General features: G+C 64.5%; 17 protein-coding genes. 9 read left to right on the top strand and 8 right to left on the bottom strand.

Going from position 1 to position 17,212, the window contains the following annotated elements; genetic code table 11:
- Window positions 1–43: 43 nt before the first annotated feature.
- From CH274_RS00620 to CH274_RS00605, 4 genes are all read right to left on the bottom strand, one after another.
- Entirely contained in the window at window positions 44–1,486 is a 1,443-nt protein-coding gene (locus CH274_RS00620) for a fatty acid desaturase family protein (protein ID WP_094630401.1), read from the bottom strand.
- 23 nt (window positions 1,487–1,509) lie between these two features.
- Window positions 1,510–2,607, bottom strand: coding sequence for a ferredoxin reductase (locus tag CH274_RS00615; RefSeq protein ID WP_176459128.1), 1,098 nt, complete (start codon window positions 2,605–2,607; stop codon window positions 1,510–1,512).
- Window positions 2,608–2,706: 99 nt separating this feature from the next.
- Window positions 2,707–4,203 carry an FAD-dependent oxidoreductase gene (locus tag CH274_RS00610; protein ID WP_094656514.1) on the bottom strand — a complete coding sequence of 499 codons (1,497 nt, stop codon included), beginning with the start codon at window positions 4,201–4,203 and terminating at the stop codon, window positions 2,707–2,709.
- Window positions 4,204–4,247: 44 nt separating this feature from the next.
- Window positions 4,248–5,153 (bottom strand): AurF N-oxygenase family protein, encoded by a 906-nt coding sequence (locus CH274_RS00605; RefSeq protein ID WP_045200329.1) that lies wholly within the window; start codon window positions 5,151–5,153, stop codon window positions 4,248–4,250.
- A 153-nt stretch (window positions 5,154–5,306) separates the two neighbouring features.
- Here CH274_RS00605 and CH274_RS00600 point away from each other — a divergent pair, with 153 nt between their 5' ends.
- The 8 genes from CH274_RS00600 to CH274_RS00565 all read left to right on the top strand — a co-directional run bounded on the left by CH274_RS00600 (window position 5,307) and on the right by CH274_RS00565 (window position 13,511).
- On the top strand, window positions 5,307–6,812 hold the full coding sequence (locus CH274_RS00600; RefSeq protein WP_094656513.1) for an adenylate/guanylate cyclase domain-containing protein: 1,506 nt from the start codon (window positions 5,307–5,309) through the stop codon (window positions 6,810–6,812).
- A 133-nt stretch (window positions 6,813–6,945) separates the two neighbouring features.
- A complete protein-coding gene (locus tag CH274_RS00595) occupies window positions 6,946–7,611 on the top strand; it encodes an HAD-IA family hydrolase (protein ID WP_032395993.1) in 666 nt (221 codons plus the stop codon).
- Between the two features lie 61 nt (window positions 7,612–7,672).
- Complete coding sequence (locus CH274_RS00590) at window positions 7,673–8,884, top strand: sedoheptulose 7-phosphate cyclase (protein ID WP_094656512.1); 1,212 nt, start codon at window positions 7,673–7,675, stop codon at window positions 8,882–8,884.
- Between the two features lie 17 nt (window positions 8,885–8,901).
- Window positions 8,902–9,681 (top strand): O-methyltransferase, encoded by a 780-nt coding sequence (locus CH274_RS00585; protein WP_045200333.1) that lies wholly within the window; start codon window positions 8,902–8,904, stop codon window positions 9,679–9,681.
- The gene (locus CH274_RS00580) at window positions 9,678–10,964 is read left to right on the top strand and encodes an ATP-grasp enzyme (RefSeq protein WP_032395995.1); all 1,287 of its coding nucleotides are present in this window, start codon (window positions 9,678–9,680) and stop codon (window positions 10,962–10,964) included. The genes CH274_RS00585 and CH274_RS00580 overlap by 4 nt, the downstream gene beginning before the upstream one ends.
- Window positions 10,964–11,986: a D-alanine--D-alanine ligase family protein gene (locus CH274_RS00575; protein WP_094656511.1), complete on the top strand. Its 1,023-nt coding sequence runs from the start codon at window positions 10,964–10,966 to the stop codon at window positions 11,984–11,986. The genes CH274_RS00580 and CH274_RS00575 overlap by 1 nt, the downstream gene beginning before the upstream one ends.
- Window positions 11,983–12,735 (top strand): TauD/TfdA dioxygenase family protein, encoded by a 753-nt coding sequence (locus tag CH274_RS00570; protein WP_094656510.1) that lies wholly within the window; start codon window positions 11,983–11,985, stop codon window positions 12,733–12,735. Before CH274_RS00575 ends, CH274_RS00570 begins: the two co-directional genes overlap by 4 nt.
- 50 nt (window positions 12,736–12,785) lie before the next feature.
- On the top strand, window positions 12,786–13,511 hold the full coding sequence (locus tag CH274_RS00565) for a YoaK family protein (RefSeq protein ID WP_045196782.1): 726 nt from the start codon (window positions 12,786–12,788) through the stop codon (window positions 13,509–13,511).
- A gap of 15 nt (window positions 13,512–13,526) precedes the next feature.
- Here CH274_RS00565 and CH274_RS00560 read toward each other — a convergent pair whose 3' ends face one another.
- Window positions 13,527–14,141, bottom strand: a complete 615-nt coding sequence (locus tag CH274_RS00560; protein ID WP_052049656.1) for a TetR/AcrR family transcriptional regulator — start codon at window positions 14,139–14,141, stop codon at window positions 13,527–13,529.
- A 60-nt stretch (window positions 14,142–14,201) separates the two neighbouring features.
- Here CH274_RS00560 and CH274_RS00555 point away from each other — a divergent pair, with 60 nt between their 5' ends.
- Window positions 14,202–15,155 carry a DAPG hydrolase family protein gene (locus tag CH274_RS00555; RefSeq protein ID WP_256993441.1) on the top strand — a complete coding sequence of 318 codons (954 nt, stop codon included), beginning with the start codon at window positions 14,202–14,204 and terminating at the stop codon, window positions 15,153–15,155.
- On the opposite strand, the gene CH274_RS00550 is transcribed toward CH274_RS00555, so the two are convergent.
- The 3 genes from CH274_RS00550 to CH274_RS00540 all read right to left on the bottom strand — a co-directional run bounded on the left by CH274_RS00550 (window position 15,152) and on the right by CH274_RS00540 (window position 17,114).
- Window positions 15,152–15,727, bottom strand: coding sequence for a hypothetical protein (locus CH274_RS00550; RefSeq protein ID WP_052049658.1), 576 nt, complete (start codon window positions 15,725–15,727; stop codon window positions 15,152–15,154). The genes CH274_RS00555 and CH274_RS00550 overlap by 4 nt on opposite strands.
- Window positions 15,728–15,755: 28 nt before the next feature.
- Entirely contained in the window at window positions 15,756–16,691 is a 936-nt protein-coding gene (locus CH274_RS00545; RefSeq protein WP_032395997.1) for a pirin family protein, read from the bottom strand.
- 81 nt (window positions 16,692–16,772) lie between these two features.
- Entirely contained in the window at window positions 16,773–17,114 is a 342-nt protein-coding gene (locus CH274_RS00540; RefSeq protein WP_032396329.1) for a GNAT family N-acetyltransferase, read from the bottom strand.
- Window positions 17,115–17,212: the final 98 nt, after the last annotated feature.

The following is a 17,212-nucleotide window of genomic DNA, read 5'->3' as shown; positions in this document are numbered from 1 at the left end:
AGTCGGGTGGCCGCGGTTCTTGTCGGCTCTCTACGGACGAAACTCAGTCGTCGCCGCGGGGCGGTGGCGCAACATCTACGCCACCTGAGTTGTGCTCGGGCCCGGCAGCCGGGTGCCCTGCGGGCACGCGCCCACGCGTCTTCGCGGCCTCGCTGTCCTTGGTGGCACCCTCGGCGAACTTACGACGCCAGCTCTCCTCAGGACGGTAGGGGCCCGGCTTCGGCCGAGTCTTGCCGCCCGGGAACGCCAGCCGTGCGATGGTCCGCTGGACCATGCCCCACTGCTTGAAGAACGGTCCGGTGTTGTACGGCAGCTCGTAGCGCTCGCAGATGTCCTTGATCTTCGGCGCGACGTCCGCGTAGCGAGTGCTGGGCATGTCCGGGTAGAGGTGGTGTTCCACCTGGTAGCTGAGGTTGCCGCTCATCAGGTGGAACAGTGGTCCGCCGTCGATGTTGGCGGCACCGACCAGCTGACGGACGTACCAGCCGCCGCGAGTCTCGTTCTCGACCTCTTCCTGGCTGAAGGTGTAGGCCTGGTCGGGAAAGTGGCCGCAGAAGATGATCGCGTTCGACCAGACGTTGCGAATGATGTTGGCGGTGAAGTTGGCGGCCAACGTGGACAGGAACGTGCTCTCCACTCCACTGAACCGGCTGTCCAGGAAGGACGCCGTCCTGCGGTTCTTTCCGAACCGAGCCGACCCACGCAGCTTGGACGCCAGACGCGACCTCTTGCTCTCGGGCAACCGGCCACCCGAAGCCAGCTGCGCCAGCGCGAACGCACCGGCGCTGATGATCGGCCAGCCCACGTAGTCCTTGACGAACTGCTTACGAGCCTTGACGCCGATGCCCTTGAGGTCCTCGACGAGATCCTTGATCGGCTTCTCGCCACGACGGATGGCCTCGATGTCGAGATCGTGCAGGGCCACGCCCCACTCGAAGAACGCCATCAGCAGAACGTTGTAGAACGGCTGGGCCAGGTACGCAGGGTGCCACTTCTGACGTGGGTCGATACGCATGATCTCGTACCCGAGATCCTTGTCCTTGCCGCGAATGTTCGTGTACGTGTGGTGCACGTAGTTGTGGGAGTGCTTCCACGAACTGGCGGTGGAGGCGGTGTCCCAGTCCCACACGGACGAATGGATTTCCGGATCGTTCATCCAGTCCCACTGGCCGTGCATGACGTTGTGGCCGATCTCCATGTTCTCGAGGATCTTCGCGATCCCGAGGCATGTCGTTCCGGCGAGCCAGGCCGGCTTGCTGGTGGAGCCGAGAAGCAGCACACGCCCCGCGACCAGCAACTGACGCTGGGCGGCGATCACCGACGTGATGTATTTGCGGTCCTTGTCGCCGAGGCTGGCGTAGACCTCGTCGTGGATGGCGTCGAACTCCTTGGCCAGTTCGGCGATGGTCTCGTCGCTCAGGTGCGCCAACGGGTTCACCGGTTCGTCACTGGTGCCGGTACGCCTGGTGGTTTCGTCGATCGTCATGAATTCCCCTGTTCGATGGTTGATCAGAGTTCGATTTCGATGTCGCCCTCGGCGGTGTTGACACAGATCCGAACCGCTTGCCCCGTAGGTTCGGAGATATCCCCGTTACGTAGGTCACGTAAACGCCCCTTTTTGAGGGTACCTACACAGGTGTGGCAGATGCCGATGCGGCAGCCGTAGGTCAGATCCAACCCGGCTTCTTCACCTGCGGCGAGAATGGTTGTGCCGCCGTCGCATTCGACGTCCTTCTTGCTGTTGAGGAAGCGCACGGTGCCGCCCTCGCCCGCGTCGTCTCCGCCGCCGATGACCGGTTGGAAGCTCTCGTGATGGAATCTGTCGTAGTCGCCCTGGTCTTTCCAGTACGAGCGCAGATCGTCCAGATGTTCACCCGGGCCGGAGCAGAATGCTTCACGCTCACGCCAATCGGGAACCAACTCGTCCAGTTCGGAGGCCTTCATCCGCCCCTCGTCGCTGGTGATCCGCAACTTCACCGTGAGCCCGGCGTGCTTGGCTTCGAGCTCGTCGAGCGTGTCCGCGAACATCAACTGCTCGCGGTTGTGCACCGAGTGCACCACGACTGCATCGGTCACCTGATCGTGGTGGTCGAGGGCGCGCAACATGCTGATGATGGGCGTGATCCCGCTGCCCGCGCTGATGAAGACCATTTTTTCCGGAATCGGGCTCGGCAGAGTGAACTCACCCTCGACTTCGCTGAGCCGGACGATATCGCCCGTTCTGATGGTGCCCACCAGGTACGGCGAGACAGTGCCCGAGGGCACCAGCTTGGGGCTGACACTGACCAGGCCGTCCACCGGATCCGGATCGGAGGTGATCGAATACGCCCGCCAGTGGTACCGACCGTCGATGAGCACTCCGAGTCGGACGTACTGCCCGGGCGTGTGGCCCTGCCACTCGAAACCTGGACGGATGTACACCGAGACGGCCTCCGACCCCTCCGGAACCACCCGCTCGACCTTCCCTCGAAGTTCGCGAGTGGTCCACAGCGGATTGATCATCGACAGGTAGTCGTCGGGACGGAGCGGATTGAACAACGATCGGACTGCGCGCAGCATCGTCCGTCTCACAAAAGAAACCTGGGGCTTGGCCCCCCGTTCAGCCATACTCAACGGTAACCCTGCGCGCCGCGCTGCACATCCGAATCGCTCAGACTCGAATGAGACTGCTACACAAGGTGAACAGAACCGAGCGATACCGGCCGGTCAGCGCACTCGCGAGACGCGGTCGCCCAGGGCCGCGCTCACTTTTCCGTACCACCCGAGCGGACGCGCAGACCCGCGTGTCGGCACGTCGGCCAGCAGCGCTTCGGCGGTTTCCTCGGCGTCGATCTTGTTGTCGCCGATGCCACCGGTGGCACCTCTCTTGGCCCAACCGACGACGTAACAGCCTGGAACCGGAGTGCCGTCGGCGGCGGTGATACGACCACCCTCGTTGCGAATGGTGCCGGTGATGTCGTCGAACGGAATGCCCGGTGACGGAGTTCCGCGGTATCCGATCGCGAGCAGCACCAGCTCCGACGAGAGAGTGACCGCGTGTTCACCCACCCCCACCTCGATGGACTCCACCGAGCCGCTTCCGTGCAGAGCAGCCGGTGCCCGGCCGAACGCGAACACGATGCGCCGGCCCTGCACCGAGGATCCCAGTTCGACTCGCGTCGCCCCGGCAAGAGCCGATGCGGGAGCGGACAACGGCAGCCGATCGATCGCGTCGACGATTCCGTCCGGACCTGCCACCACGACGTCGACGCCTGCCCGATCGACCAGAGCCTTGCACTCGGAACGAGTGAACGCCGCGAACTCGGGCCCACGACGGGCGAGGACGACGACCTCGTTCACTCGATGGCGACGCAGCTCGGCCAGCGCGTGCGGGGCGATCTCGGTTCCGTCGAGCCCGTCCGGGTCGGCGGTGAGGATACGAGCAGCGTCGAGCGCGACGTTGCCGTTTCCGATGATGGTGACGCGGTCGACGCCGGCGAGATCGATCGCGTCGGCGGGAACGTCGGGGTGGCCGGTGTACCAGCCCACCAGGGTGCGCGCGCTGACGGATCCGTCGAGGTCGATACCGGGAATCTCGAGGGCCCGGTCCTTGTCGGCACCGACGGCGTAGACCACCGAATCGAACTTGCGGGCCAGTTCGACGTGGTCGACGTCCTTGCCGACCTCGACGCCCAGCTTCATCGTCACCCGAGGATGGGCGAAGATCCCACGGAAGTGCTCGCTGATGCGTCGGGTACCCAGGTGATCGGGAGCGACGCCGTAGCGGGCGAGACCGCCCGCGACAGGCAGCCGGTCGTAGAAGGTGACGCTGGTGCCGGGCACCCTCAGCAACGCCTGAGCGGTGTAGCAGGCCGCAGGCCCGGTTCCGACGATGGCGATGTCGATCGGCGGTAGGTCGTTGACCGTCGCCACCGGGAATCGGGGCGCGCCCCACTCGGCCACGGCGGGCTTGTCCTTGTAGTAGTCGGCGTTGATGTCGGCATAGATCTGCTGATCCGGCGTCAGTCTCGAGACGCGCGTGATCGCGTCCACCGGACACGCGTCGGCGCAGGCTCCGCAGTCGATGCACGAGCGCGGATCGATGTAGAGCAGTTCCGTCTTACCGAAGTCCGGCTCGTCGGGTGTCGGGTGAATGCAATTGACCGGACACACCGACAGGCAGGATGCGTCGTTGCAACAGTTCTGCGTGATCGCGAACGGCATGGGTTATCGGATGTCCTTCACGGCCTCGAGCGGGAGCGGTGCGATCAGAGCATGTGCAAGCGACGGTAGATCATCTCGGCCGGCTTGGTGATCAAACCGCAGTCGAGAAGAAATGCCATCAGGTGCTCGCTCGAAGTACGCATCATCGTGTGGTGGTGCGCGTTGTTCTTCGCTTCCTTCACCGCGCGGTCGACGTCGAGGCCCGCTGCTGCGTAGACCTCCTTGTTGACCATGTTGGACACGATCAGCCGAGCAGCGATCGCGACGACGAGCGCACTGGTCTTCCGGCGAGCAGGGCTCTTCTGGGCGATCTCCTCACGCATCTGAGCGCGCGCGAAGGTCATGTGCCGTGATTCCTCGACGACGTGGATCTTGCTGGTGGTGCGCACGAGTGGCAGCACGTTCTCGCCGCGCATCCAGTCGCGCTGCATGACGTCGAGCACCTCTTCGGCGACGAGGATGCCGCCGTAGGCGACCTCGGCGGACGCGAGAGCCTTGAAGCCGCGGCCGAGTTCGATGCTCGATCGACGCGGCAGGTATGCCTTGATGCCCATCTTCTGGCAGGCGCGGGCGAACATGATCGAGTGACGGCACTCGTCGGCGATCTCGGTGAGCGCGAACTGGAAGTCGGAGTTCGACGAGTCCTTGCAGTACTGATCGCGCAGAACCATCTGCTGCAGGATCATCTCGAACCAGATGCCGGTGCTCATGATGGAGCAGACCTCGTGGCGAGTGAGCGTGATGCGCTGCTCCTCGCTCATCTCGTCCCACAGCTTCGTCCCGTACAGGGTGCTCCACTCCGGATTGAGTCCGTAGAGGGAGGGATCGAGGTCGGCTTCCCAGTCGACTTCCTCGGACGGGTCGTAGGACAGCTGGGCGGCGGAATCGAGCAGACGAGCGGAAACGTCCTCCGGCTCGAGAACGTCGTTCCGGGACAGTGTGCTGGTCATCGCCGTGGTTCCTTCCATCGTCGAAAAGCTGTCGGTAACTGTTACGGAGATTACCAGGTACTCAGCGACACAGGTAGTCGTTCGGGCAGAAGTTCCTGGATTCTTTTCGCCGGACCCCTAGAGTTCGAGCGTGCCGAACACGGAGAACCACCGGTGATCGCCGCCCTGCGATCTGCCCTCGAACGCAGACCCATGCGTCTGTACGCGGTGGGAATGGTGTCGGCCAACGCCATCGGGGCCGTCATCGTGTTCGTATTGGCGCGCTTCGTCCTGCCGCTGCCGGTCGGTTCCGAAGAGATCCTGTCGGACCGAAATTACCTGGCGTTCTTCGTGTACCTACCGGTCGCGATAGCCATCGGTATCGGGCTCGGGCTCCGCGTCGCAGCACCCCTGATTCGGTGGCTGCACACCGGAGGGACACCGACGGACGAGACCGCGATCGCCGTCGTCCGACTGCCGTTGCGCCAACTCGGCGTCCACGTTCTGCTGTGGGCGCTCGGCGTCGCGGTGTTCGTCTCGGTCAATGCGTCGGCCGGTGCCGCGCTGTCGATCATCGTGGCGATCGCCGTCAGCTTCGGCGGCTTGGCAACGTGCTCGCTGGGTTACCTGGTGGCCGAACGAACTCTTCGCCCGATCACAGCCGCGGTGATGGACGTCGGTGCGGTCACCGATTCCGCAGCTCTCGGTGTTCGGCTTCGTGTCGTTCTCATCTGGGTCCTGAGCACGGCGATTCCCGTTCTCGGGTTGGGCCTCATCGGACTCGGCAGGTTGATCGACACCGTCATCCCTCCCGACGTCGATCTTTCCCCCGCGATGGTGTCGCTCTCCGCGGTTGCCCTGGTCGTCGGATTCGGCGGCATGTTTCTGGTCGGACGCTCCGTCTCGGACCCGCTGCAGCAGGTCAGCAGCGCCATGCAACGCGTCGAAGCCGGGGCGACCGATACCCGTGTCGACGTCTACGACGCCTCCGAGATCGGCCGTTTGCAGAACGGGTTCAACAAGATGGTGGTCGGACTGGACGAGCGCGAACGTCTCCGATCGCTGTTCGGTCGCCACGTGGGCCACGACGTCGCCCAGCGAGCGCTCGCGAGCGCACCCCGCCTCGGCGGCGAGAATCGGACTGTGGCGGTGCTGTTCGTCGATCTCGTGGGTTCGACGGCTCGCGCCGAACGAGAATCGGCCGAAGCCGTGGTGGACTGGCTCAATCGATTCTTCGCGGTCGTCGTGGAGCACGGCGAGCGAGGCGGCGGATTCGTCAACAAGTTCGAGGGTGATGCCGCATTGCTGATCTTCGGTGCTCCGGTCGATCACCCGGATCCCGCGACCGCCGCACTACGCACCGCGCGCACCCTGGCGGCCGAACTGTCCATCGACGGCGACTACGAGTTGGGCATCGGAGTCACGTACGGATCGGTCATCGCAGGCAACATCGGAGCCGAGTCGCGTTTCGAGTACACCGTCATCGGCGACACGGTGAACCAGGCGGCCCGGCTCACCGATCTCGCCAAGGATGACCCCGACACCGATGTGCTCACGTCGTCGACGGTGCTCGATCACGCATCCGACGACGAACGCACGCACTGGACGACGGGCGAGACGGTGACACTGCGCGGCCGCTCGACACCGACCATTCTGGCTGCACCCGTGCGGCCCCGCTGACGATCGCTCGGCCGGAAGAAATTCGAAGGTTTCCCGTTCGACCCCGATGGGGCATACCCCCCGAACCAACTCACCCCATCGTGCATACGCGAGACGTTGACTGGTACAACGTCTCTCGCTCCGAAAGGCAACCATGCCCGCAATTCTGTTCGGCTCGATCAGCACACTCGTCGACACGTCCGAACTGCAGCGTCGCTCGTTCAACGAGGCGTTCGCAGCGCACGATCTGAACTGGAACTGGTCCCGGGACGACTACCGGGCCATGCTCGGGTCGAACGGTGGTGCCGACCGCATCAGCGAATACGCGTCCGAGACCGGTACCGAGGTGGACGCCGCGGCAGTACACGCCACCAAGTCGGAGATCTTCCAACGACTGATCGGCGAGTCCGACGTCAAGACACGTCCGGGAGTCGCCGACACGATCGACTCCGCCAAAGCGAACGGCCTCAAAGTCGGCTTCGTGACGACGACCTCGCGAGAGAACATCGACGCGCTCCTCGCGGCTCTGTCTCCCGAACTCACCGCCGACTCGTTCGACGTCATCGTCGACGCCACCTCGGTCGAGCCGGGAAAGCCCGACCCCGCCTCGTACCAGTACGCGCTGAAGACGCTGGGCGAGAACGCGTCCGACAGTGTGGCCATCGAAGACAACGCCGGCGGTGTCCAGGCGGCAGCGGCTGCGGGCATCACCTGTGTGGCATTCCCCAACGAGAACACTGCGGGCACCGAATTCGACTCGGCCACCGAGACCGTCGATGCACTCGATCCCGAGCGCGTCCGAGCTCTGCTCTCCGCCTGAGCCCGACCTGCGGAGCGCGCGTTTTGTCTGACCTTTTCATCCAATCCTCCAGGAGTAACCAGTGAGCAATCTTCAGGCCCAGGTCGTTGCCGGGGACAGGTCGTTTCGCGTCGAGGGATACGAGCGCATCGAGTACGACCTGATCTACGTCGACGGGGTGTTCGCGATCGAGAACACCGAATTGGCCGACAGCTACCGGCCGTACGGTCGCGCGCTGATGGTCGTCGACGAAGCGGTGCACGACATCTACGGCGACCGGATCAGCGCATACTTCGATCACCACGAGATCGCACTGACCGTGGTTCCGGTGCACATCGCGGAGACCGCCAAGTCGCTCGAGACCTTCGAGCGCATCGTGGGTGAGTTCGATGCATTCGGTCTGGTCCGCACCGAGCCGGTACTGGTGGTGGGCGGCGGACTGACAACGGACGTAGCAGGATTCGCGTGCGCCAGCTACCGCCGCAACACCCCGTACATCCGCATTCCCACCACCCTGATCGGCTTGATCGATGCAAGCGTGTCCATCAAGGTGGCCGTCAACTACGGAAAGCACAAGAACCGCCTCGGTGCCTACCACGCGTCACAGAAGGTGCTGCTGGACTTCTCGTTCCTCGGCACGCTGCCCGAGGACCAGGTGCGCAACGGCATGGCCGAGCTGATCAAGATCTCCGTGGTCGGCAATCTGGAAATCTTCGAGATGCTCGAACAGCACGGGCCCGAACTGCTGCGAACCCGATTCGGCCATCTCGACGGGACAGCGGAATTACGTTCGGTCGCAGACAAACTGACCTACTCGGCGATCGCGACGATGCTCGAACTCGAGGCCCCCAATCTGCACGAGATCGATCTCGATCGCGTCATCGCCTTCGGTCACACCTGGAGTCCGACGCTCGAGCTGACCCCGCCTGCACCGTTCTTCCACGGTCACGCGATCAACATCGACATGGCGCTCTCGACGACCGTCGCCGAGCAACGCGGACATCTGTCCACGGCCGACCGCGATCGCGTACTCGGTGTGATGTCCAGCATCGGCCTGGCCCTGGACAGCCCGTACTTGACACCCGAATTACTCTCCGAGGCAACGGCATCGATCCTCAAGACACGCGACGGGATCCTGCGTGCCGCGGTGCCCGATCCGATCGGCACGTGCCGCTTCCTCAACGACCTCGACGCAGCGGAGCTGGCCGATGTCCTGACGCTGCACAAGAAGATCTGCCTGGACTTCCCCCGGGCAGGCGAGGGCCTCGACATGTTCACCGCGCCGACGCCGTGACGAAGGCCCCGCGACCGGTGACCCCGACGACCATTCTGGCGCGTGAGCTGAGCGAGATAGCAGATCTGCTCGACGCCGGTGCCGGGGTGACCGACGAGCTGACCACCCGTGTTCATCGAGCCCGCGATCTCGCAGCGGGACTCGACCCGTATCTCGACACCTGTACCACCTCCCAATCCGCAGCGCTGGCGACACTGGCGTCGCGGACCCGCACCGAGGACTGGAGATCACGCGACGTGGTCTCCGGCTCGGGGCCCCTGGAGATGGAGATGCTCTCCGGCCATGTGGAGGGACGCTTCCTCGCGTTTCTCGTGCACATGACCGGGGCGAAGCGGGTACTCGAGATCGGTATGTTCACCGGCTATTCGGCACTGGCGATGGCCGAGGCTCTGCCTGCAGGCGGTGAGGTGGTCGCGTGTGAGGTGGATCCGTACGTGGCCGAGTTCGCGCAGTCCTGCTTCGCGGAATCACCTGCCGGCTCGTCCATCACGGTGGAGGTCGGTCCGGCCTTGGAGACCCTTCGACGGCTCGACGGTCGGTTCGACCTGGTGTTCATCGACGCCGACAAAACCGGGTACCGCGCCTACGTGGAGTATCTGCTCGGTAGCGAACTGCTCGCCGAGAACGCCGTGATCGCGGTCGACAACACCCTGCTGCAGGGCCAGCCGTACAGCGAGCAGCCCACCGAGAACGGCAGGGCCGTCGCCGAATTCAACGACTACGTAGCGAAAGACCCTCGCGTGGAGCAGGTTCTGCTTCCTCTGCGCGACGGCGTCACGCTCATCCGTCGAACATGATTCGTACGGTTGCCGCGCTGCTCGGTCTCGCGGCCACCCTGCCCGTCGACCTCGCGGCGACGGCGGTGGCCGCGATCGGTGGCACTGCGCCGCCCACCCGCCGATCCGAGTCACCCAGAACGGTGCTGATCAGCGGCGGCAAGATGACCAAGGCACTGCAGCTCGCTCGGTCCTTTCACCTCGCCGGGCATCGGGTGATCCTGGTGGAATCGGCCAAGTACCGCTTCACCGGCCACCGGTTCTCCCGGGCCGTCGACCGATTTCACTGTGTACCCGATCCGGGTGCCCCGGGATACGCGCAGGCTCTGCTGGACATCGTTCGACGCGAGAACGTCGATGTCTTCGTCCCCGTGGCCAGCCCTGCGGCGAGCATTCACGACGCAGACGCCAGGGCCGTGCTCGACCCGCACTGCGAAGTGATCCACGGCGACGCGGACACCGTGCGAATGGTCGACGACAAGTCCCGATTCTCCGAGCACGCAACATCGTTGGGACTTCGCGTGCCCGACTTCCGGCGGATCACCGATCCCGCCCAGATCGACGACTTCGAGTTTCCGCCGGGTCGCGAATACATTCTGAAACGGATCTCGTACAACCCGGTCGGGCGAATGGACCTGACGCGGTTGTCGGCACGCACACCGGAGCGGAACTCGTCGTTCGCCAGGAGCCTGCACATCACGGACGACGATCCGTGGATTCTGCAGGAGTTCATCGCCGGTCAGGAGTACTGCACGCACGGCACGGTACGCCAGGGTCGGCTGCAGGTGTACGGCTGTTGCGTGTCCTCGGCGTTCCAGGTCAACTACGAGATGGTGGACAAGCCGGACATCCTGCGCTGGGTGGAAACATTCGTCTCTTCTCTGGACGTGACCGGCCAGCTGTCGTTCGACTTCATAGAATCCGCCGCCGACGGCCACATCTACGCGATCGAATGCAACCCCCGCACCCACTCGGCCATCACGATGTTCTACGACCATCCCGACCTGGCGGCCGCGTATCTCGACGACGGCCACCCGGTGATCGTGCCGCGTCCGACGGCTCGGCCGACCTACTGGGTCTACCACGAGATATGGCGCTTGTTCTCCGAGGGCAACCGAAAAGCTCGCCTTCGCAGCATCTTCCGCGGCAAGGACGCCATCCTGACCGGATGGGATCCTCTGCCGTACTTTCTCGTGCACCACCTCCAGATCCCGTCCCTGTTGCTGCGCAATCTGCTGGCGCGACGTGGCTGGTCGCGCATCGACTTCAACATCGGCAAGCTCGTGGAGAACGGAGGCGACTGATGACCCTGTCGGTACTGGTGTTGGTCGGATCGTCGGTGGACGAGTTCCATTGCGATCTGTCACGGGTGTACGCGGGCGGATTCCTCGACGCGCTCGGCGGGAATCCCGACTACCGCTTCGAGGTGGCGTTCGTCTCCCCCGGTGGGCTCTGGAGCTTCCCCGGCGCGATCGATGCCGCCAGTGTGGCTGCGGCGCAGCAGATGTCGTTGGCACAGGCAGTGGAAATCATGTCGTCGTGGCATTTCGACGTCATGGTGCCGCAGATGTTCTGCCTGCCCGGGATGACGACGTACCGCAGTCTGTTCGATCTGTTGGGCGTGCCGTACGTGGGCAACGGTCCGGACGTGATGGCGATGACGGCGGACAAGGCCCGTGCCCGAGCCGTCGTCGCTGCGGCCGGGGTCGCCGTACCCACCGGGGTGGTGGTCCGCTGCGGCGACGACATCGACGTCGACCTGCCCGTGGTCGTCAAGCCGGTGGACTCGGACAACTCGATGGGCGTCGCGCTCGTTCGCGAATCCGACCGTCTGGCAACCGCAGTGAGCGAGGCTCTGGCGTACTCGTCTGCGGCACTGGTGGAGTCGTACGTTCCACTCGGCCGGGAGGTACGTTGCGGCATCATCGCCCGAGGCGACGAGCTGATCTGTCTTCCGCTCGAGGAGTACGCCGTCGAGTCGATCCGCACCAGCGCCGACAAGTTGAATCGCACCTCGGACGGAGATCTGTACCTGGTCGCGAAGGAGCAGACCAAGGCGTGGATGGTCGACGTCTCCGATCCGATCACCGAGAAGGTTTGGGCCGCAGCACGATCGTGCTATCGCTCTCTCGGCTGCCGACACTACGGTCTCTTCGACTTCCGAATCGACCCCGACGGGGAGCCGTGGTTCCTCGAGGCCGGGTTGTACTGCTCGTACTCGCCGTCGAGCGTGCTCGCGGTGATGGCCTCGGCGGCGGGCATCGCCGTCGACGAACTGTTCGCACGATCGCTCGACGAACTGTCTGTGAAGGAGCTGTCCTCGTGACGTTGGGAATCGAGATCGCCGAGCTGGACCTGAGCTCTACCGACACCGAAGAACTGCGAGCGCTGTTGGCCGAACACGGCGTGCTGATTCTGCGCGAGCAGCCCTTGGACGACGCGGGTTTCCTGGCGTTTCTCCGACGGTTCGGCGACATGATGTTCACCGAGGGCGAGACGCCGGTGCCGGGCTTCCCCGATCTGAACGTCATCAGCAACGTCGGCCGAACCACCCCGCCGAAGTCGACGTTCCACGTCGACACCACGTATGTGCCGAATCCGCCTGCCTACACCGCGTTACGCGCGGTCGAGGTACCGGAAGCCGGAGGCAGCACGCTGTTCAGCGATCAGTACGAGGCCTACGACACACTGCCCGCCGACCTGAAAGCGAACCTGGCCGGGCGAACCGTGACGCATCGAGTGACCGGGGTGGCGTCGGACACCGATTCCAGTGCCGAACATCCCCTGTTCGCAGTGCATCCCGTGTCCGGGCGCACTGCACTGGCGTTGTCGGCACCGGCGCGGTGCGTCGCGATCAGTGGAATGTCCTCCGAGGAGGCGCACGAGACCGTGCGAGTGCTGTTCGAGCACTCGACTCGCGAAACCAACCTGTTGCGGCATGCGTGGGTACCCGGCGATGTGGTGATGTGGGACAACCGATGTGTGATGCATCGAGCCGATCACAGCGGAGTCGTGGGAAACAGGGTGATGCATCGCGGAATGGTGGCGAATGGTGAATCGGCGTCGGTTATGTGATTGACAACTCAAAGATTTGCCGGTTCGCCCGTAGCCAGGAGAATCGAGTCATGACTTCTCCGGTGGCAATCAGCCGCGACACAGCAGTCGGTCCCGAAGCTCGTCTGTCCTGGATATTGTCCGGACTGGCCGGGATGGTGGGCGCAGTGGCGTTCTTGCATTCTGCCGGCTACTTCGTGACCTTCATGACCGGCAACACCGAACGTGCTGTCGTCGGGCACTTCGGGCACCCCGAGGGCAAGGAGGTCACCCCGGGTGCCTCACCGATAGCGGCTCTCGCGCTCATGGGCTCTTTTCTGGCCGGGGTGGTGATCTCGTCGATCTGCCGCCGTCGGTACTGGTCGAACCATCCCCACGGAGCAACGGTGCTGACCACGATCGCGCTCGCCGGAGCGGGAGCCATCGACATCGCCATCTCGGGATGGTCGTCGGCGAACGTGAACTTCTACCCGATTCTGTTGGTGGCCTTCGCACTCGGCGCACTGAACACCGCGTTCACGAAGAAGGAAGAGACCTACATTCCGCTGAGCTACGTCACCGGAACGCTGGTGAAGCTGGGCCAGGGTATCGAACGGCACCTGTTCGGCGGGGGAACGCGCTACGACTGGCTGTGCTACACAGCCCTTCTCGGATCGTTCGCGTTGGGCGGAGCGATCGGAGCCTTCATCGGCGTCGTCATCACCGGACCCCAGGTGCTGCTTCTGACCGCACTGCTCAGCTTCGGCGCAACGATCTTCACCTTCACCCACACCGAGCGTCGCACGCTGCTGGGATGAAGCAACGTCCCCCGGTCAGCCCTCGACCAACGGCGAGGCCACGATGATCTTGCGCAACATCTGCTCGATGAAGGTGGGGGAAAGGCGCGATCCGATCAGCACTTGCCGCTGAACGAGACCTTCGATCATCACCACGAGAGTTTCGGCGTCGGAGGGCGGATCCTCGGAGTCCAGCGAGGCGACGATCCACTGGGTGTAGGTGACGAATGCTGCACGTTGACTGTCGAACAACTCGCGGATTTCGTCGTCGTGCTGCGCCTCGCCGAGCATGATGTGGCGCGCGATCACCCGTTTGACCGCGTCTGCCGATGTCATGGCGTCGATGAAGTCGATGATGTGGGAGATCACGACGTCGACGGTGAGCGGTTTGACGTCCACCAGAGTGCCGAACGTCGCTCCGGCCACCTCGAAGTCGCGGACGAACAGTTGACCGAGAGCCAGGTGAAGCAGCCGACTCCGGGTGGGCGCGTGGTAGTTCACCGATCCGGGGCCGAGTCCCGCTGCGGCGTCCACCGCCCGGTGGGTCAAGCCGCGCAGCCCCTGCGTGGCGAGCACCTCGATGGCGGCAGTGGCGATCTCGTCGCGCCGACGCACTCTCGACTCGTCGTCCTTGGAGTGTGCCGACCTCATACCGCGCAGTGTAGTGCCAGCCCGTTGACATTCGTCGATTCCGAGACCTAGTCTCAACCGATGTTGAGCAACGGGGGGAACACGGGCCGGGGGCCCAGCAGACGCCAGATCATGATCGGAGCGGCTGCCGCGGCCACCATCGCCGTCGTCGGCCCGGTCGCCAAGGCGGCAGCGGCCCCGGCGACCGGCTCGGGCGGCCAGTGCACCGAGCGCTACCAGGGCTACCGCGAGGCCGATCGAAACCTGCCGTATGCCAGATACATGGCACCGAGGACGACGCCCGCACCGGCGGTCGTCGCGGACGCCTACGCGGGACCTGCCCTCGCGCCCGAGTCGATCCCCGGATTCGATGCGATCACAACCGATCTCGCGTCCACCGGCTACTCCACGATCGAGACCGGATACGGTCGCCGCGCCGACGAGGTGACGTTCGTGGCGGTCCGTACGGTGATGCCGCGCGTGACGGCAGCGATGTGGGACTGGTGGTTCGGCTGGCATTCCACCGAGGCCGCGCGATACAAGCTGTGGCATCCCGATGCCCACCTCTACGCAGACTTCGCCGAGGATCGAACGTCACTCGACATTCCCGACAAGGCCAAGTACATCGGCAACACGACGTTCGTGGACGAATACGTCGGTCCGAAGCTGCAGCAGCTGGGCATTGCCTTTCGCGATCCGATCGCGCACGGATTCGACGTTCCCGCAGATCAGACGATCGTCTTCGGCCGAGTGGGCAGTTCCATCGCACCGGTGGATCTGGGCTGGCTGGCCCACCAGGTGCGCCCTGTCGACGGTGGTGCCGAGATGCGTAGCCGCTTCTTCCTGAACCTACGAGGGCTCCACGTACCGGACGTCAAGCAGGCCGCGTGCGCCGTCGGCCGTGGGGCGTCGGTGGACCCGACGGACCTCGTTCTTGGCCTCGATCTCGCCCGAGACCTCCTGCTGCACTGCGGACAGGAGATGAACCATCTCGCGGGCTTCCTACCGGAGTTGTACGCCGAGTTCGGGAGCTAGTGCCCCAGGAACACCTTCGCCAGCACGATCGACGCAGCAACCGCAGCGGTGGCCAGGCCACCCAGAAAGGCACGGAAGGTCAAGCGATTGCCGCGAATTCGCTGGGTGACCATCTGAATCGTGGCGATGCGCACCACGATCACTGCGCCGGCCAGCAATTCCGACCACTGGCCCGGGAGCACCGACAACCAACCGAGGGCCAGCATCAACGCAGGGACGGTGCCGGAACTCAGGATGGGAACGGCATCGCGAAATTCCTCGACGGCCTTGAACTTGCGTTGCTCGTCGGTGGCATCACCGTGCGCTTCGGGGATCTGACTGCCCGCGACGAAGTCCGCGAACACATGCGCGAGAAACGTCGTCACCGCAGTGGCCAGAACCAGAACAGCCGCCGTTCCGTGCTCGATCGAGCTGGGCGTCGATGCTGCGACCGCCGCGAGGACCAGGATGTTTCCGTAGACGTAGGCGGAAAGCCTCCTGGCCGCCCGCGCGGGCTCGAGCGGGCCGTCCGCGCGGGTGACCAATCGGCTGTACAGCCGTGTTCCACCGATACCGGGTTCTGCGTCGCTCATGCCGGAGATCGTTGCACGGTAGGCGCGATTATTCGACGGGGACTCCGAGCCGACCGGCCTGGTAGTCCTCGAACGCCTGCAGCACTTCGGACTTGGTGTTCATCACGAACGGGCCTGCCATCGCGACGGGTTCCCGAATCGGCCGGCCACCCAGAACGAACACCTCGAGCGACTCCCCCACCGCGGATGCGGACATCTCGATGGTGTCGCCGCGGCCGAACAGTGCCGTCTGCCCCATCCTGATCGGACGCTTCTCCGCGCCCACCGTGCCCTCTCCCGCGAGAACATAGACGAGTGCGTTGAATTCTCGATTCCACGGCAGCGTCAGCGCCGCTCCCGGCGCGATCGTGCTGTGCGAGAGCGCAATCGGGGTGTACGTCGAACCCGGCCCCTGCAGACCGGCGATCTCGCCGGCGATGACACGCACCAGCGCACCGCCGTCCGGACTCGACGCCAGCGCCACCTTGCTCCCGGTGATGTCCTGGTAACGCGGATGCGCCATCTTGTTCTCGCGCGGCAGATTGACCCAGAGCTGCACACCGTGGAACAGCCCGCCCGACATCACCAGATGCTCGGGCGGAGCCTCGATGTGCAGAATGCCACCGCCCGCCGTCATCCACTGGGTGTCGCCACCGCTGATGATTCCGCCGCCGCCGTGGGAGTCCTTGTGCTCCATGATCCCGTCGATCATGTAGGTCACCGTCTCGAACCCGCGGTGCGGATGCCACGGCGTCCCCTTCGGCTCACCGGGCGCGTAATTCACCTCGCCCATCTGATCCATGTGAATGAACGGGTCGAGGGACGACATGTCCAGCCCGGCGAATGCTCTGCGAACGGGAAAACCCTCCCCCTCGTATCCCGTCGGTGCCGTCGTGACCGACCGGACCGGCCGGGGGACGGCGGTGGCGTCGGGCATGGGGATGCGGGGCAACGCGAGGATGTTGTCGACCGTCACTGCGGGCATGGGCTCCCTTTCGGCAATGTAGTTGACTCTGCAACTACTCTACGCGCTTCAACCCGGCGGTGTCCGACGGTATTCCCGCGGTCAGCCCTGCCGGTCGGCCAGCCACTGCCGGATCTCGTCGGTGACCGGTTCGACGATGTCGTCGTACTCCCGATGCTTACCCACGAAGGCGGCCACCAGTTCGCAGATCGGAACGATTCGCCTGGCGTCGGAACGGGTGGCGTCGAGCGCCTGCTGCACGAGAATCGTTGCCAGACCACGTCCGCCGTAGGCTGCGTCGACCTCGGTGTGGAAGAAGATGCGCCTGCCCTGCTCGTCGTCGGCGAACTCGGTGAAGCCGACCTGCGAACCCTCCACCGAGACGGTGAAACGGTCCGCCTGCTGGGAGATCTCGACCTCGGCACCGGTTTTGTCGACCGTCATTCCGCACTCCTCGTTCCCGGTAGGCGCGCACCGCACCTCGTCGGTCACGATCGTGCACGATCGGCGGAGATCTGTCGATCGTGAACCGCACCGAGCAC

This window comes from Rhodococcus sp. 06-418-5, assembly GCF_002258285.1.
Taxonomy (GTDB): Bacteria; Actinomycetota; Actinomycetes; order Mycobacteriales; family Mycobacteriaceae; genus Rhodococcoides.
The sequence above is the reverse complement of the archived record's forward strand: the minus strand, read 5'-3'. Positions and strand labels throughout refer to the sequence as shown.

Coding starts and splice junctions, on each gene's coding strand:
- CH274_RS00560 (WP_052049656.1), bottom strand. CDS start 14,141: ATGAGGTCGGCACACTCCAAGGACGACGAGTCGAGAGTGCGTCGGCGC.
- CH274_RS00595 (WP_032395993.1), top strand. CDS start 6,946: ATGCCCGCAATTCTGTTCGGCTCGATCAGCACACTCGTCGACACGTCC.
- CH274_RS00610 (WP_094656514.1), bottom strand. CDS start 4,203: ATGCCGTTCGCGATCACGCAGAACTGTTGCAACGACGCATCCTGCCTG.
- CH274_RS00605 (WP_045200329.1), bottom strand. CDS start 5,153: ATGACCAGCACACTGTCCCGGAACGACGTTCTCGAGCCGGAGGACGTT.
- CH274_RS00545 (WP_032395997.1), bottom strand. CDS start 16,691: ATGCCCGCAGTGACGGTCGACAACATCCTCGCGTTGCCCCGCATCCCC.
- CH274_RS00620 (WP_094630401.1), bottom strand. CDS start 1,486: ATGACGATCGACGAAACCACCAGGCGTACCGGCACCAGTGACGAACCG.
- CH274_RS00550 (WP_052049658.1), bottom strand. CDS start 15,727: ATGAGCGACGCAGAACCCGGTATCGGTGGAACACGGCTGTACAGCCGA.
- CH274_RS00615 (WP_176459128.1), bottom strand. CDS start 2,607: ATGGCTGAACGGGGGGCCAAGCCCCAGGTTTCTTTTGTGAGACGGACG.
- CH274_RS00580 (WP_032395995.1), top strand. CDS start 9,678: ATGATTCGTACGGTTGCCGCGCTGCTCGGTCTCGCGGCCACCCTGCCC.
- CH274_RS00540 (WP_032396329.1), bottom strand. CDS start 17,114: ATGACGGTCGACAAAACCGGTGCCGAGGTCGAGATCTCCCAGCAGGCG.
- CH274_RS00575 (WP_094656511.1), top strand. CDS start 10,964: ATGACCCTGTCGGTACTGGTGTTGGTCGGATCGTCGGTGGACGAGTTC.
- CH274_RS00555 (WP_256993441.1), top strand. CDS start 14,202: ATGTTGAGCAACGGGGGGAACACGGGCCGGGGGCCCAGCAGACGCCAG.
- CH274_RS00565 (WP_045196782.1), top strand. CDS start 12,786: ATGACTTCTCCGGTGGCAATCAGCCGCGACACAGCAGTCGGTCCCGAA.